11 protein-coding genes are annotated in these 15889 nt (G+C 72.5%); 3 read left to right on the top strand and 8 right to left on the bottom strand.

Features of this window, described 5'->3' with window-relative positions; genetic code table 11:
* Positions 1 to 10 precede the first annotated feature (10 nt).
* From rhmD to BLV05_RS14755, 4 genes are all read right to left on the bottom strand, one after another.
* Positions 11 to 1207, bottom strand: a complete 1197-nt coding sequence (gene rhmD / locus BLV05_RS14770) for an L-rhamnonate dehydratase (RefSeq protein WP_046767318.1) — start codon at positions 1205 to 1207, stop codon at positions 11 to 13.
* Positions 1204 to 2130, bottom strand: coding sequence for an amidohydrolase family protein (locus BLV05_RS14765; protein WP_197683657.1), 927 nt, complete (start codon positions 2128 to 2130; stop codon positions 1204 to 1206). Before BLV05_RS14765 ends, rhmD begins: the two co-directional genes overlap by 4 nt.
* A gap of 4 nt (positions 2131 to 2134) precedes the next feature.
* Positions 2135 to 4375: a sialidase family protein gene (locus tag BLV05_RS14760; RefSeq protein WP_046767319.1), complete on the bottom strand. Its 2241-nt coding sequence runs from the start codon at positions 4373 to 4375 to the stop codon at positions 2135 to 2137.
* 135 nt (positions 4376 to 4510) lie between these two features.
* Entirely contained in the window at positions 4511 to 5344 is an 834-nt protein-coding gene (locus BLV05_RS14755; RefSeq protein ID WP_052762202.1) for a helix-turn-helix transcriptional regulator, read from the bottom strand.
* A 128-nt stretch (positions 5345 to 5472) separates the two neighbouring features.
* Here BLV05_RS14755 and BLV05_RS14750 point away from each other — a divergent pair, with 128 nt between their 5' ends.
* On the top strand, positions 5473 to 6258 hold the full coding sequence (locus tag BLV05_RS14750; RefSeq protein WP_052762203.1) for a phytanoyl-CoA dioxygenase family protein: 786 nt from the start codon (positions 5473 to 5475) through the stop codon (positions 6256 to 6258).
* Here the strand turns inward: BLV05_RS14750 and BLV05_RS14745 are convergent.
* Genes BLV05_RS14745 through BLV05_RS14730 form a run of 4 tightly spaced genes read right to left on the bottom strand, consistent with a single transcriptional unit; the run spans position 6226 to position 12771 of the window.
* The gene (locus tag BLV05_RS14745) at positions 6226 to 7035 is read right to left on the bottom strand and encodes an SDR family NAD(P)-dependent oxidoreductase (protein ID WP_046767320.1); all 810 of its coding nucleotides are present in this window, start codon (positions 7033 to 7035) and stop codon (positions 6226 to 6228) included. The two genes, BLV05_RS14750 and BLV05_RS14745, sit on opposite strands and share 33 nt — an antisense overlap.
* Positions 7032 to 8435, bottom strand: a complete 1404-nt coding sequence (locus tag BLV05_RS14740; protein WP_197683656.1) for a hypothetical protein — start codon at positions 8433 to 8435, stop codon at positions 7032 to 7034. Before BLV05_RS14740 ends, BLV05_RS14745 begins: the two co-directional genes overlap by 4 nt.
* A gap of 7 nt (positions 8436 to 8442) precedes the next feature.
* Positions 8443 to 10476 carry a glycoside hydrolase family protein gene (locus BLV05_RS14735; RefSeq protein WP_046767321.1) on the bottom strand — a complete coding sequence of 678 codons (2034 nt, stop codon included), beginning with the start codon at positions 10474 to 10476 and terminating at the stop codon, positions 8443 to 8445.
* A gap of 60 nt (positions 10477 to 10536) precedes the next feature.
* Complete coding sequence (locus BLV05_RS14730) at positions 10537 to 12771, bottom strand: alpha-galactosidase (protein WP_046767322.1); 2235 nt, start codon at positions 12769 to 12771, stop codon at positions 10537 to 10539.
* Positions 12772 to 12879: 108 nt separating this feature from the next.
* On the opposite strand from BLV05_RS14730, the gene BLV05_RS14725 reads away from it, so the two are divergent.
* Positions 12880 to 14985, top strand: coding sequence for an alpha-galactosidase (locus BLV05_RS14725; RefSeq protein ID WP_052762205.1), 2106 nt, complete (start codon positions 12880 to 12882; stop codon positions 14983 to 14985).
* Positions 14986 to 15042: 57 nt separating this feature from the next.
* Positions 15043 to 15885: a PIG-L deacetylase family protein gene (locus BLV05_RS14720; RefSeq protein ID WP_046767323.1), complete on the top strand. Its 843-nt coding sequence runs from the start codon at positions 15043 to 15045 to the stop codon at positions 15883 to 15885.
* The last annotated feature ends 4 nt before the right edge of the window (positions 15886 to 15889 follow it).

Raw genomic sequence — 15889 nt, 5'->3', positions numbered from 1 at the left:
ATCCCGACGGTCACGGCGAGGGGCGGCGGTACGGGCGGCGCAGCTCGCACGACGGGTCCAGCCGCACGCCGAACCCGGGCCGGTCCAGCTCCGACACCGCCAGCCGCCCACCACGCGGCACCGGCTCGTCCAGGAGCAGCGGCCGGAACATCGGCACCACCTCGGTGCCGTCCGGATGCATCATCAGGAACTCGGCGAACGGGCTGTTGTGGCGGGTCGCGACGAAGTGGTACGAGTACACGCTCGATCCGTGCGGCACGACCAGCGCGCCGTGCGCGTCGGCCAGCGCGGAGATCTTCAGCAGCTCGGTCAGCCCGCCGCACCAGCCGACGTCGGGCTGCAGGATGTCGACGGCGCCCAGCTCGAGCAGCAGCCGGAAGCCGTACCGCGTCGCCTCGTGCTCGCCGCTGCTCAGCAGCATGCCGGCCGGCAGCCGCTTGCGCAGCGCGGCGTGCCCCCAGTAGTCGTCCGGCAACAGCGGCTCCTCCAGCCAGCGCAGCCCGACGGCGTCCAGCGCGTGCGCCAGCCGGGCGGCGTGACGGACGTCCAGCGACATCCAGCAGTCGAGCATCAGCCAGAACTCCGGGCCGACGGCGTCGCGCAGCTGCGCCAGCGCGGCGACGGTGCGGGCGATGCCGGCCTCGCCCTCGGCCGGGCCGTGCCGCAGCGGCACCTTCCCGCCGATGAAGCCCAGGTCGCGGGCGACGTCGGGGCGCGGACCGGTGGCGTAGAAGACCAGCTCGTCGCGGACCGCGCCGCCGAGCAGCGCGTGCACCGGCTCGCCACGGAGCTTCCCGGCCAGGTCCCACAGCGCCAGGTCGACGCCGCTGATCGCGTTCAGCGCCAGGCCCTTGCGGCCGTAGTGCAGCGTCGACAGGAACATCCGGTCCCAGATCCGCTCCAGCTCGGTCACCGGCGCACCCTCGACGAGCTTCGCCAGGTGGTTCTCGACGATCCACGCGGCCGGCTCGCCGCCGGTGGTGGGCGCGAACCCGACGGTGCCGTCGGACGCCTCCACCTCGACCACCACCGTGCCGAGCAGGTGCAGCCCGAACGACTGCCGGCTGGCGCGGTACTCCGCGTACTTCGCCATCGGGCTGGCGATGTGGTCGTCGATCCAGTGCCCGGCCGGCTGGTCGTGGTAGTCGGCGCCGCCGCCGGCGTCGGGCAGGTACGCCCGGACCGCCCTGACCGTCAGCGGGCTCACGCCGGCGCTGCCCGGTCGGCCAGGCCGTAGACCCGGCGGGCGGTCCCGGCGAAGAGCGCGGCGCGCTCGCCGGCCGAGAAGTCCGCCGTGATCGTGTCGAACGCGTCGTAGAGCTGGGCGTACGTCGAGTACAGGCCGTCGACCGGGAAGTTGCTGGCGAACATCGCGCGGTCCGCGCCGAACGCCTCGATGCACTCGAGCACCACCGGGCGCAGCGAGCCGAGGGTCCACCGGTGGTCGGTCATGCCCAGGCCGGAGATCTTCACCGCGGTGTTCGGCCGGGCGGCGAGTGCGTCGAGGCCGCGGCGCCAGTCCAGCAGGCTGTCCGGGTCACGGCCGAGCGGCATCCCGGCATGGTTCAGCACCACCATCGTGTCCGGATGGCCGGCTGCCAGCTGCGCCGCCTCGGCGAGCTGCGCCGGGTACACCTGCAGGTCGAACGAGAGCCCGTGGTGCGCCAGCCGGGCGAAGCCGGCCAGCCAGGCCGGGTCGGTGATCAGGTCCGGCCGGTCGGTGTAGCTCATGGCCGGGTCGGGGTGCCAGTTCAGGATGTGCCGGACGCCGCGGACGTTCGGCAGCGCCGCCAGCTCGTCCAGCACCTCGTCGACGTCGCCGGCATCCAGGCGGGCGCCGGCCACGATCGCCTGCGGGTACCCGGACTCGTCCGCCACCTGCTGCAGCCAGCGCGCCTCCTCCAGCGGGTCGGCCGCGCCGGCGTCGACGTGCACCGACGCGACCAGCCGGAGCGGCTCGGCGTCCCGCCGGAAGTCGTCGACCAGGTAGTCGCGCCGGATCGCGGCATCGTCGCCGTGTACCTGCAGCTCACCGGCCGTCTCCTGCAGCCACGGGTAGGACCGGGCCAGGTCCCACAGGTGGTGGTGCGCGTCGACGATGTCGAGGTCGAGCACGTGTTCCCACTTCACGAGGTCAGCCGCCGGTGATCCGGACGTCGTCGATGAACCAGGTGTTGCCGGTCGCGGCGGTGCCGGCCGAGGTGAACGCCACGCCGGCCAGCGCGGTCGCGCTCTGGAAGGTGACGTTCGTGGTGAACGACTGGCCCGCGATCGTCACCGTCGCGCTCGACAGCGTTGCGTCGACGGTGACCGGCCGCCAGCTCTGCGGCACGATGGGCTGGGCGAGACTGCCGACCACGATCCAGCTCGACCCGTTCCACGCCGAGAGCGTGGCGACGCCCGGTGTGCCGCCGGCACCCGGCGCGGGATGGCTGCCGGGGGTCAGCATGAAGTGCCAGCGGTTGGTGAGCGTCGTGCCGGAACGGCCCTTGATGTCGAAGAGGAACTGCCCGCGGTAGTTCCACTCCGAGCTCCCGAGATCGAACGTCGTCACCTGCCGGCTCCGGTCCGGCGTGACCTTGGTGATCTTCGCGACCTGGTCGGTGTAGTTGTCGAAGAGCCGCAACGAGCGCCGGCTGTCGCTGCCGGCCAGGTCGACGTCGGTGGTGGTGGCGTTGAGCGCGTCGGTGTAGCCGCGCGGGATGCCGAAGACCGCGTCGTTCTCGAAGGTGTCGACGTCGGCGGCGTAGACCTCGAGCTCGGTGACAGGCGTGTCCGTTCCCGCCGGCCCGGTCACCCGGACGTACCGCACCTGCTGCGCCGTGAAGTTGGTGTACCGCAGCGCCCGGTCGCGGGTCCCGCTCGCGGTGACGACCGGCGCCGACCAGGTCGTGCCGTCCATCGAGAGCTGGACCGTGGCACTGCGTGGCTCGCCGCTGCCGAGCATCAGCCCGATCCGGCTCACCGAGTACGCCTGGTCCAGTTCCAGGACCATCGACGGTGCACCGGCGCCGGCGCGCAGCACCGCCGCGGCGTGCTGTTCGGAACTGCCGTCGAACGCGCCCTCCGGCCGGGTCTCCGGGTAGACCGGGTCGGCCGGGCCGAAGCTGCCGCTGACCGTTGCCGAGCCGGAGTTCAGCTTCGTCGCCACGTCGATCTTCCCGGTGCCGGGCGTGACCGCGTCGACGTAGGCGCCCCAGATGCTGTACTGCTCGTTGTACGGCTTGCACAGGTTGTTGCTGTGGCACCGGTCGTAGAAGAAGATCGACCGGTTCGACTCGACGTTCGTCAGGGCCGTGTTGCCGCTCGATCCCATGATGGCGGCCGGCCCGGTGGTCGCCGGCGCGTTGCCGAAGACGAACGCGTGCTGGTCCCAGGTCCGGCCGGTGCCGTCGGTGCTGACCAGCAAATGGTTGTCCGGGCGCCCGTAGCTGAGCAGCAGCATGCCGTTCGGCTGCAGCACGAGCACCGGGCTGATGCTGGCGGCCGGTCCGTCCGGCCCCGTGACGATCTGCGGCGCGGACCAGGTGAGGCCGTCGTTGCTGGAGAAGACCTGCCGCAGGTCGAAGGGCTGCGGAGCGTTGTCCGGCCGCAGCACGGCGGTCAGGCGGCCGTCGGTGGTGTAGGACATGCCGACCTCGTTGGTGCCGAAGTCCGTCGTGGCCGGGATGATCGTCGAGCGCAACGTCCAGGTCCGGCCCTGGTCGCGGGTCTGCAGGATCAGGCTGCTGCCTCGGGTGTCGCTCGCGTACTCGGTGTAGGCGGGAACGATGACCGACCCGTCGGACGCGAGCTGGATCGGCCCGCGCCACACCCGCAGGTAGCCCATCGGCTTCGGCGCTGTATAGCTGCCCCTGGTCAGCTGCCAGGTCTCGCCCTGGTCGGTCGAGCGCCAGGTGCGGATGGTCACGTGCGTGGTGTCGATCCACTCCGGGATGAACTCGATCGACAGGAACGAGCCGTCGTCGAGCCGCACCATGTTCAGAGCGGTCCACGGCGTCTGCTCGGAGGTCAGGAACCGCTGGCCGGCGTCGTCGGACGTCGCCGTGTAGAACACGGACGCGGCGGTGGAGACGTCCGGCTGGGCGCCGAAGCTCAGGAAGATGCGCTTCGTGGTCTCGCCGTCCACGACGGTGTCGTAGCCGAACGGCTGCGGAACAGCTGCGATGTGACCCGGCGCGTACCCGACCATTCCCCACGTCGGGCCGATCGAGGTGACCATCGCGCTCGGCGCCGCGCCGTCGCCCGACGGAGCGACGGCGGCCACCTCGGGCGCGACCGGCGTCGGTTCCGGGTTCGCGACGACGGACGCGGCCAGGAACGCGGCCACCGCCGTGGACAGGTAGGGCAGCAGCTTCCGCGACGACGTCGCCATCGTTTCCTCCAGGTCCGAGCCGGAGCGAACACGCGGAACGGTGTTCCGTGACCGCCATCACACCGTGGCCCGGATCATCGGCTCAATACACAGCCCGCCACCGGCGTTGCACGCTCCGCTGCCCCGCCACGACGATCAGGGCAGCAGGTGGCCCCGCCGGCGGATCTCCCCCGGCGTGGACGACAGCGCGGCCTTGACGTGCCGGCTCAGGTGGCTGGCCGAGTGGTACCCGCAGCGCTCGGCGACGGAGGCCAGCGTCAGGTCCGACGTGCGCAGCAGCGCCACGGCGTGCCGGAGGCGGATCTCCAGCAGCCGCGCCTGCGGCGACATGCCCAGCTCGGCGGCGAAGTAGGCGCGCAGCGTCGACCCGGACACCCCCACGTCGCGGGCGACGGCGTCGAGCCGCACCTGCTCGGCGTACCGCTCCTCCAGCAACTGGTCGACGGCGTTGACGATCGTGCGGGCCGCCGAGTCGTGCCGCCGGGCATGGTCGCGTCGCAAGGCGATGTCGACCTGCTGGACCAGCGCGTCGACCATCGCGAGGGCATGCTCGTCCGGCGCCGACTTCTCCCGCACCAGGGCGGCGAACACGCCGCCGAGCCGGTTCGCGCCGTCGTCGGTCGTGATCAGCGGCCACGGCCAGTCCGGCCGGGCGTTCACCAGGACGAAGTAGTTCGAGTAGGCGGTGTGCGCGACCTCGGCGTGGTCGGCGTGCGGCGGGACCACGAGCACGGTGCCGGCCGTGATCGGGTAGCTCACGCCGTCGACCAGTGCATCGATGGCGCCGGAGCGGTAGTAGGCCAGCTTCCAGACGGCGTACCGGTGCGGCGCCGCGTGCTGCAGCCGCCGGGCCGAGTACGCGCCCGCCGAGACGAACATCGGCCGCTGCGGGCTCGGCCACTGCCGGGCTGCCGCTTCGGCCCTGCTCAGCGCCGACCCGGCGAACCGTTCGACCGTCTCACCGTTCATGGACGCCGGATGCTACGGCGTAGGCGTCGATCCGTGCACTCACCGGGTCGATCGCTGCATTGAGCCGGTGGCGTCGCCCGGAGTCGAATGGCCGTGGCGACACACTCGACTGTTGGAAGGTGCACACGATGACCGCAACACCCGCCACGACCCACCGGCCGGCGCTGCACACCGCGCTGGCCGAGCTGGGCGCGACGAGCGACGCGCTCACCGATGACCAGCGGGCCCGGCTCGATGCCGACGGCTTCCTGGCACTGCCCGGCCTGTTCGCCGGCGAGCGGCTGGCCGCACTGCGGGCGCGGATCGGTGAGCTGCAGGAGTCCGAGGGATCGGCGGCCGGCCACGAGGTGGGCGGGCAGCGGGGCGCCGCGATGCTGGCCGACCTGATCAACAAGGGCGAGGTGTTCGAGTCCGTCTTCACCGAGCCCGCGGTCCTCGCCGCCGCGCACCACGTCGTCGGGAACGTGCGGGTGAACTCGCTGAACTTCCGCGCGGCGCTGCCGGGCGAGGGCCACCAGAACCTGCACTCGGACTGGGGCCGGCCGGTGGCCGACGGCGACTTCCATATCTGCAACTCGATGTGGCTGCTCGACGACTTCACCGCCGACAACGGCGCCACCCGGGTGGTGCCGGGCTCGCACCGGTGGGGCCGCGTGCCCGCCGACGACCTGCCCGACGCGGCCGCGCCGCACCCGGACGAGCGGCTGCTGCTGGGCGAGGCCGGCACCGTCGTCATCTTCAACGCCCACGTCTGGCACGGCGGCACGCTGAACCGCACGGGCGTACCGCGGCGCGGCCTGACCATGTCCTACAGCCGCCGCGACGAGCCGCAGCAGCTCGACCAGGCCGCGTACGTCCGCAAGGTGGTCCACGACCGGCTCTCACCCGCGGCCCGGTTCGTCCTGGACGTCTGACCGGCCGGTCGCGAACAGCCGCCGCAGCTCCGGGTCGTCGGGCGGGTTCGAGAACGCCGCCGTCCAGGCGCCGTCGACGGCGACCGACTGCCCGCTCACGTACGACGCGTCGTCGGAGAGCAGGAACGCCACCACGGCGGCGACCTCGCCCGGCTCGGCGATCCGGCGCAACGGCGGGCCCTGGGCGAGCTCGCGCTCGGTCGCCGCGGGGTCGGCGGAGGCGGCGATGTGCGCCTGCAGGTGCGGCGTGCGCACGCCGCCCGGGGCGACGGCGTTGGCCCGGACGCCGTACGGCCCGTAGGTGACGGCGACACTGCGGGTGAGCGCATCGACGCCGCCCTTGGTGAACTCGTAGGCGGCGTGCTGCGGGTAGCTGACCCGGCCGTGGATCGAGCCGATGTTGACGATCGCGCCCGGGCGCCCCTGCGCGGCGAAGGCCTCGACGGCGGCAGCGCAGCCCCAGAGGTAGCCGAGCCCGTTGATCGCGACCACGGCGCGGACGGCGTCCTCGTCGAGCGCGTGCAGCGGGGTCGGCTCGGTGATGCCGGCGTTGTTGACCCAGCCGCCCAGCGGGGCCAGCGCCAGGGCCCGCCGCGCCGCCTCGGCATGCGTGCCGCGCTCGGCGGTGTCGCCGGTGACCACGTCGGCGCAGGAGCCGGCGTCGGCGGCGGGGTCCCGTTCGACCCCGACCACCACCCAGCCGTCGGCGGCGAGCCGGTCGGCGATCGCGCGCCCGATGCCCATGCCGGTGCCGGTCACCACCACGCTGCGGCTCATGCGCCCTCCTCCAGCAGCACGTCGAGCAGCCCGGCCGCGTGCGCCTCCAGCCGCTCGAGCGACCCGGCCGCCAGCGGCGTCTGCCACGACTGGTACGCGCCGCGGCGGTACGCCTCGCGCGTCGGCAAGTACACGAAGCCGGGCCCGTTGGTGAGGTTGAGGACCAGGACCGGCCGGTCCGGGAACCGGGCCCGCAGACCGCGCTGCAGCTGCGAGTACGCCTCCCCCGGATGGGCGACGAGCAGGGCGTCGCCGAGCCGCCAGGCCCAGACCGGGTGCTCGACGACGTCGCCGCCGTCGAGGTAGCCGTCGCGCAGGTGGCGGGCTCGGCGCAGGCGCTCGTCCCGGCTGCGCTCGTCGATGCCGGCCCACTCGGCCGCCAGCTCGGCGATCGTCGGCAGCGGCCGGACCTCCAGCTCGGCGACCGACCGCCGGACGGCCAGCTCCGTCGACGGCGACGACGGCACCGGCCGCCACACCGCCAGCGGCGCGCCGGACTCCACCAGCTCGGCCAGCCCCAGCTCCGTCCCGGGCGGCGGCAGTCCGTCGAGTGCGGCCAGCACGGCGTGGCCGAGCGCGCGGCCGTGCCGGTCGGCCACCTCGGTGTCGCCGGTGTACTGCTCGGCGGGCGCCAGCTCCCCGGAGGCGCCCTGCAGGAACAGGCACGGCGCGCCGGTGGCCGCCTCGACGAGCCGGCGCATCGAGCCCACGTAGTCCGGTGAGACCAGCCGGTTCTGCCAGGCCAGGGTGGTCGGGTGGCACGCGTAGTTGACCACGGTGGCGAGCGTCCGGCGCACACCGTCGGCGCCCGTGAGCCGCCCGACCACGACGGTGTCGTCGGCGGCGGCGGGGTTGGCCCCGACCACGGCCCGGCCGCCGAGGTCCAGCTCACGGTCGGTGGCGAGCGTGCAGCGGCCGGCCGTCCACTCGAGAACCGCGGGCGCCAGCGCGGCGATCGCCTCGGCGCCCGCGTCCACCGCCGCGGCCGCGAGCCGGTCCAGGTACGCCGGGACCAGCGCACCGCCGTCGAGGTCGGCGTCGGCCGCGCACAGCACCGGTCCCGCGTGCGTGTGGGAGAGCGCGATGAGCAGCCGGCCCGGGTCCAGGCCGAGCCGGTCGAGCACCGCGAACCGCAGCCGCCGTTCGTCGTCCACCCGCCGCCACCACGTCGCGTCGACGGCCAGCAGCAGCATCGGTCCGCCGTCGCCGCCTGGCCCCTCGTGCACCGCGAGGGCCAGGGCGGTCAGCGTCAGCGGCCGGTGCACGCCGTCGGCGACATCGGTCTCGGCCGGGCCCCAGTTGCGGGTCCGGATGCCGGGCGGCGGGGTGACGTCGCGCCGGGCCACACCGGCCCGGCCGGCGAACGCCGGAACCCGCAGCCGGTCACCGAGCGCCGTCACCACCCCGTCAGCCCTGCCCCACCCAGTAGGAGTACAGATCGGTGTTGACCAGGTGGAACCGGAACTTGACCTGCTGGCCGGCGAGGTTCGCGAGCCGGGCTCGGCCGCGCCAGTTGACCGGCGCCGACAGCCGGTCGCCGTTGATCGGCAGCACGTCGGCGGCGGTGAAGCCGGGGATGGGCTCGCCGTCGGCGGTCAGCACCTCGACCTGCAGGCTGCCGCCCTCGTGGACGACGGCGTTGACGTTCAGCGACGCGCCGTCGAAGACCACCGGCTTGGTCGTGATCTCGCCGGGGTCGCCGAGGCCGGGCAGCGACGCGTTGGTCATCGACGCGAAGCCGTCGCGGCGCCACGTCGCGAGGCCGACGTTGCCGAAGTGCCGGTCCCGGTTGGGGTCGTCGGCGTCGGCGCCGCCGTGCCCGTTCTGGAAGCCGGCGTAGTACATCGTGATCTTCTCGTCGTCGACCAGGATGTTCGAGGCGGTGTAGAGGGCGCCGTCGTCCCAAGCGCCACCCCGGCTCGGCTCGAGCAGCGGATCGCGGACCGGACGCTCCCAGCGCAGCAGGTCGCGCGAGGTCGCCAGCTGCGGGAGCACCGGCCCGTCGGCGGCAGTGGCGTACTCGCCCGAGGTGTAGTCGGTGGTCAGGAAGACCCATGGGACGCCGACGTAGGTGCTTTCGTACGGATGCACCGGCATGCCGTAGATCTGGGCTTCGAGCCCGCCGATCGCCTCGGCGGCGCCGTCGTCGGCGGAGTCGCCCATGACCGCCAGCTGCGGTGTCGTCCAGGTCACCAGGTCCGGGCTGGTGGACACGAACGCCGACCGCTCGTAGATGCCGGGCGTGCGGGAGGTGAACATCCGCTTCTTGATCGTCGCGATATACAGCTCGGCCCGGGGATCCCAGGTGGTCTGGACGACGTCGCCGTCGTTCAGCAGGTGCGTGGACGACAGCGGCGTCCAGTTGTACCCGTCGGGAGACTTCCAGCCGTAGTAGCCGTTGCCGCCCGGCACGCCCGGTGCCGGCTGCGACTTCATCAGGAAGTACTTCCGGTCCGCGGGAGCGTCCGGGTTGTAGGCGACGTGCGCGCCGCTGCCGGCCATCACGATGTTCGTCTGCGACGCCGGGATGTCCTTGTAGCCGACCCCGGAGACGGTGGAGCGGCCCAGCGGCTTGTCCCAGGTGATGCCGTCGGCGCTCTCGGCGTAGCAGAGGTGGTAGTGCGGCGCCTGGTCGTTGTAGCACGTGTACCACATGCGGTAGAGGCCGTCGATCACGTAGACCGAGCCGTAGGTGTAGGCGCTGTCCTCCCACGGCTGGTCCGGTCGAAGCACCGGGCGCTGGAGCTTCTCACCGGGATGGACGACGCGCTCGACGTCGTGCGCGGACTCGATGCGGTAGTCGTCGAGGAACAGCTCGCGCTCGGCGCCCAGGTGCGGGTCGTAGGCCGGCGGTGCCGCGCTGAGCACCACCTCGTCCCAGTACGAGATCCCGGCGGCCGCCTGCGAGCCGTAGACGTGCGCCGTCACGTGCGCGGTGTTCGGCGGGGCGACGCCGGTGACGGTCACCGTCTGCCAGTCGGTGCTGAAGGCGGGCTCGGCGTTGGTGGCGCCGATGCGGTTGCGGTCAAAGTCCCAGAACTCCAGATAGAGCCAGGCCGGTGTGCCGCTCCTGCCCTTGACGTTCGCCGTGAGGGTGTAGTCGTCGCCCGCCGTCGCGACGATGCGCTCGCTGCGCACCGAGACGGCCGAGCCGGCGACGTCGTTGATCTCCAGTGAGCCGAGCCCGGCGGTGCGGTACGCGCCCAGGTTGACGATGTTGGCACCTTCGGCGTTGCCCTCGACGCCCCAGCCGATCGGGTGACCACTGCGGTTGCCGGCGTCGAACGCGCCGTTCTGGAGCAGCAGCCCGGGCTTGCCGACGATGGGCTGCGGCAACGGCTGGGCCGACACCAGCAGCGTGGATGACAGCGCGACGCCGGCGACGGCCACGCCGGCGGCGGTGACGGCTCGGCCCAAGCGGCGGCGGTTCTGGTCGGCCATGGCGACTCCCTGCTTCGGGGCGGACGAGTGCTCGCACAATGAACAGAACGCCGTTCCATGTCAACGCCTGACAAGCTCGATCCAGGTGACCGGGACACCGTCGACCGCGGTGGACAACGGGATGGCGAGCTCGCCGTCGCGCGCCTCCGGTGAGGACTCGTGCCGCCCGCCGTCGAGCGTGTGTACGACGACCGCGACCGATTCGCCGGCGGGCACGAAGCGCAGGATCAGCTCGCCGTCGCCGCGCGGGACGACACCGATCCGGCGTGCCGTCGCCAGCCCGCCGGTGTCGAGCGAGCCGACCGCGACGTCCGCGTCCGTGCTGAGCAGGCCGCCGTACTCGCGCACCCCCGGTGCGCCCAGGAACCCGGCCACCCGCAGCACGACCAGCACCGGCGCACCGTCCTCGAGCCGCACCCACGACGACGACCGCGCACCCGTGACCGGGCCGAGCCCGGACGCGCCGATCGCTTCGACCCGGAACCGGGTGGAGCGGCGCGCGAGCCGTACCAGGCCGTTGTGCGCCGCGACGTGCTCGGGGGTGCAACTGCTGTCGGAGAGGTCACCGGTGAAGCTGCTCAGCATGCCCAGCGGGCCGGCGGCGACCGAGTCGAACCAGATGTCGACCTGGTTGACCCAGTCGTAGCCACCGGACCCGTAGGTCGGCGTGCCGAGCTCGCCGAGCAGCCGGCTGAAGTACAGCCGGCGGTTGGCCTCCGCGTGGTACTCCTGGGCGTTCATCCAGGGGTCGTCCAGGCTGTGCAGGTCGACGTACGGTGCGAACAGCGGCGACAGCGAGTAGTACATGACCACGATGTCGGGGTCGGCGGCACGGAGGGCTCCGACCACCACGTCGAGCGCCAGGCCCAGCAGCCGCTCACCGGCGAAGCTCAGGTCGGACGGCGCGCATTGCGACAGGTCGGGGATCTCGTAGCCGAAGTCGAACTTCACCATGTCGGGCCGGTAGTGCGCGACGAACGCGGCGATCCGGTGCCGCAGCACCTCACGCACCCCGGCCCGGGTGACGTCGAACAGGAAGTACGGCGCCTCGGCCGGCCCCAGCACGATCGGAGCGCCATCGGGACCGCTGAGCAGGTCCGCCGCCGAGAGCCCGTGGGTCGCGGGGTCGTCACAGCGCAGGAACGCCGCCCACAGGCCGATCCGATGACCGTGTCCGCGGACGTCCGCCAGTGCCCGCTCGAACTCGGGGAAGCGATCCGGTGCGTGTTCGAGCTTGCCGTACTCGCCCTCCCACTTGTCGTCGATCACGAACATGCCGACGTCGAGGCCGGAGCCGAGCAGCTGGGCGTGGATCGCCTCCAGGCCGGCCTGGTCGAAGCGCTGCGACGCCTTCCCCGCCGCAAGCTGGGCACCCCAGGTGTTGAACTGCGACGACGTGGCCGCCTCGGCCTTCCGCCGTGACGGTGCCGGTACCGAGACGATGCCCGACTCGACGAGCGCGCGCTGGTAGGCCCGGATCGCGTCCGGATAGGCGGGTCCGACGGTGAACACCATGGGCGCACCCAGCGCGAAGGTCGCCGGACCGCGCAGGTGGCCCCAGAGGTCGCCGTGCATCTGGAGTACCGGCGAGAACCGCTCGTCCTGGAACCGCAGCAGCAGATCGCCCGCCGGGAGGTCGCCGAGTCCGAGACAGAACGCATCGCTCAGCTTCGACGTCATCGCGCCGACCTCGACCGGGTGCGCCGACGAGCCGATACCGGCCACGTAGTGCACCGGCAGTCCCCACTGCTGGCGCATCGGGACCGCACCGCCGCCGCCACGGCCGAGCCAGGTCAAGGTGTCGAGCTTGGCCTGGGTCTGGATCACCGGGCTCACGGCCGCCGAGCCGGAGATGCCCGGGTGGATCAGGTAGCGGCAGAGGAGGCCAGGCCGGGGCTGGTCACCGGCCCGCTCGGGCGCGCGGGCGAAGTAGACCAGCGAGATGACGTCGGCGTCGGCGGCCATGGAGTACTCGACGGGGTCGATCCAGCACCGCTCGGCCTCGAACCGCCAGCTCACCGTGGTGACGTCGGCGCCGTTCACCCCCGAGTAGGTCACGGTGAGCCGCTCGCCGTCGACGTCCACGCCGTCGAGCCGGCCGGGCATGTACCGGGCGGCTCCGTCGCGACCGGTCACCACGGCCGGCTGCATCGGGCCGGACACGATCGTCCGGCCCCGTCTGTCGGCCAGGGTCAGCAGGTCGCCGGCCGCGGTCCACGTCCAGGTGTAGGACTGCGTGGTGACCTGGACCCGATCGTCGTCGCGGACCAGCCGAACTCTCGCCGATGTGGACATGACACGTGCCTCCCTGGCCGGCCGAATGGGGCCACAGCCGGAAGACCTTGACATGAAACGTCGTCCCACGTCTAGTAGTTGGCGACTGACCCGTCCGTGAGGAGCGACGTGCCTGACGACTCTCCGATCCAGCACCTGGGCGAGCAGAACGCGTTCCTGCTCAGCGGCGCCGGCTTCGCGTACGTCCTGGCCGTCGAGCCCGGCGGCGGGGTGCGGCACGTGCACTGGGGCGGGCCGGTCGCGCCGTCCGACGTCGCGACGCTGCTCGCCGAGGACGCCGGCGACTTCGGCTCGAACACCTGGTCGTCGCCGCGCGCGCACGCCGAGGAGTTCGTGCAGCACGGCGGGCGGCGGTTCGACGAGAGCGCGCTCGGGGTCGAATTCGCCGACGGCGTCCGGGCGCTCGATCTGGCCTACGCGGACCACACGATCGGACCCGGCCGCGACACGCTCGCCGTCCGGCTCGAGGACCGGCACTACCCGTTCGCCACCGAGCTGCACTATCGGGTCCGCGGCGGCGCGCTGGAGCGCTGGTGCGAGGTGATCAACGACGGCGACGAGCCGCTCGTGCTGGACCGCGCGTACTCGGCCGGCTGGGCACTGCCCTGGCAGCCGAGCTGGGCCGCGACCTGGCTGGCCGGCATGTACGCCGCCGAGACGCAGGTGGTGCGGCGGCCGCTCGGGCCCGGCCGGCTCGTGCTGGAGTCGCGCCGCGGCATCCCCGGTCACGCCGCCCAGCCGTGGCTGGCGCTGGACCGTGCCGCGGGCGACGACGCCGGCGAGGTGTGGAGCGTCGCGCTGGCCTGGAGCGGCTCGTGGCGGCTGGCGGCCGAGCTGGCCTACGACGGCCGGCTGCACGTGACCGCCGGCGTCAACGACTTCGACCTTCGGCACCCACTGGCCCCGGGCGCGTCGTGGACGACCCCCGTCTCGGTCGGCGTCTTCGCGGGTGCGGGCCACGACGATCTCACCGACCGCTGGCACGCCTACGAGCGCCGCCACGTCGTGCCCCGATCCGGCACCGTCCGGCCGGTCCTCTACAACAGCTGGGAGGCGACGTTCTTCGACGTTCGCCCCGACTCGCAGCTCGAGCTGGCCCGGCGGGCGGCCGGACTGGGCGCCGAGCTGTTCGTCGTCGACGACGGCTGGTTCGCCGGCCGGAACGACGAGAGCGCCGGCATCGGCGACTGGACCCCGGACCCGGAGGCGTTCCCCGATGGCCTGACGCCGCTGGCCGACGAGGTGCACGGCCTTGGCATGCGGTTCGGCCTGTGGGTCGAGCCCGAGGCCGTCAGCCCGGACAGCGCCCTCTTCCGGGCCCACCCGGACTGGATCTACCAGTGGCCGACCCGCCCGCGCACGCTCGCCCGGCAGACCCACCTGCTGGCGCTGAGCCGTCCGGACGTCCGCACCCACCTCGTCGAGGCGCTGGACGCCCTGCTGTCGTCGGCGCCGATCGACGCGCTGAAGTGGGATCTCAACCGGCCGTTGACGGAGGCCTCCGATGGGCTCGACGAGTCCGGCTCGGTCTGGATCGGCCACGTCGAAGGGTTCTACGACGTGCTCGACCGCGTCCGCGCCCTGCATCCGGACGTCTGGATCGAGAGCTGCGCCTCCGGCGGCGGCCGGGCCGACCTCGGCGTTCTGTCGCGCACGGAGTGGGTGTGGCCCAGCGACAACACCGACGCGCTGGAACGGCTCTCGATCCAGCACGGGTACGCCTACGTGCACTCGCCGCACACGATGATGGCATGGGTCACCGACTCCCCCACCTACCTCACCAAGCGCGACATCCCGCTGCGGTTCCGCTTCCACTCGGCGATGACCGGGCTGCTGGGCATCGGCGGCGACCTGGTGTCGTGGTCGTCGTCGGACCTGGCCGAGGCGGCGCAGTACGTCGCGCAGTACAAGCGGGTGCGCGCGACGGTGCAGTACGGGGTCATGCGCCGGCTGAGCGGGGCGCCCGACGACGTGACGGCGGTCAGCTACCTGTCGCCGTCGGGTCACCAGCTCATGGTGTTCGCGTTCGCGCCGTCGGTGCGGCACCTGCGGCGGACGGTGCTGCTGCGGCTGCGCGGCCTCGACCCGGCCGCTGTGTACGTCGACACGGCATCGGGCACCCGGTACAGCGGGGCGCTGCTCATGCACCACGGCCTGCGGGTGCCGCTGGTCGGCGACTACGCGAGCGAACTCGTGGTGCTTGACATGGAATGAGGTTCCGTGTGTGCTCGTTCCCAGGCGCTGGCGCATCCCGGACCCCGGAGACCCTCCATGAAGATCATGACGATCTACGCCCACCCGGCCGACACGATCACGAACTGCGGCGGCACGCTGGCGCTGCACGCCGAGCGCGGCGACGAGGTCGTCGCGCTGATCCTGAGCCACGGCGGGCGCATCCACGCGAACAAGTACGCCGAGGAGTGGCGCAAGGACCACCCGTCCGACGACATCGCGACCGCGGGCCTCGACGCCATCGTCGCGAACAAGAAGGACGAGCTGGACCGGGCCGCCGACATCATCGGCATCAGCAAGATCATCACGCTGGACCACGAGGACACCTACGCGACCGTCCGCGAGGACGTCGTCGAGGAGATCGCGGAGCAGATCGCGGCCGAGCAGCCCGAGATCGTCATCGCCGACCACCCGCGCAGCCCGGCGTACTTCGACCCGCACTCCGTCGCCACCGGCATGGCGCTGGCCGCGCTCTCGCGGGCCGGCACCTACCTGCGCAACCTCGACGGCCGCGACGAGGTGCCGGTGCGGCAGGTGTTCCTCACCGGGCTGCCGGTCTACAACCTCGACGCGCTCAGCCTGAACGGGCTGCGCAACGACTGCTACGTCGACATCACCGACGTCGTCGGGACGAAGCTCGCGGCGATGGACCAGTTCGTCAGCCAGGGCTACCACGGCGTGTTCGCCCGCAAGCTGGTGGAGTCGTACAACGGCGAGGCCGGCCGGGCCGCCGGCGTCAACTTCGCCGAGTCGTTCGTGCGGCTGTACAACGAGACGCACGCGCAGCTGCCGGTCACCGACGCCGCACTCGCGGCCGACCCGCTGACCAGGCACATCGCGTACTCCTCGGTCAACCTGCGGGGCACCTTCCCGGTACCGTGACGCC

Source organism: Jiangella alkaliphila, from assembly GCF_900105925.1.
GTDB classification, from domain to species: Bacteria; Actinomycetota; Actinomycetes; order Jiangellales; family Jiangellaceae; genus Jiangella; species Jiangella alkaliphila.
Note: the sequence above shows the minus strand (reverse complement) of the source record. Positions and strands in the feature narration are given on the sequence as shown.

Coding starts and splice junctions, on each gene's coding strand:
- BLV05_RS14760 (WP_046767319.1), bottom strand. CDS start 4,375: ATGGCGACGTCGTCGCGGAAGCTGCTGCCCTACCTGTCCACGGCGGTG.
- BLV05_RS14755 (WP_052762202.1), bottom strand. CDS start 5,344: ATGAACGGTGAGACGGTCGAACGGTTCGCCGGGTCGGCGCTGAGCAGG.
- BLV05_RS14750 (WP_052762203.1), top strand. CDS start 5,473: ATGACCGCAACACCCGCCACGACCCACCGGCCGGCGCTGCACACCGCG.
- BLV05_RS14745 (WP_046767320.1), bottom strand. CDS start 7,035: ATGAGCCGCAGCGTGGTGGTGACCGGCACCGGCATGGGCATCGGGCGC.
- BLV05_RS14735 (WP_046767321.1), bottom strand. CDS start 10,476: ATGGCCGACCAGAACCGCCGCCGCTTGGGCCGAGCCGTCACCGCCGCC.
- BLV05_RS14730 (WP_046767322.1), bottom strand. CDS start 12,771: ATGTCCACATCGGCGAGAGTTCGGCTGGTCCGCGACGACGATCGGGTC.
- BLV05_RS14720 (WP_046767323.1), top strand. CDS start 15,043: ATGAAGATCATGACGATCTACGCCCACCCGGCCGACACGATCACGAAC.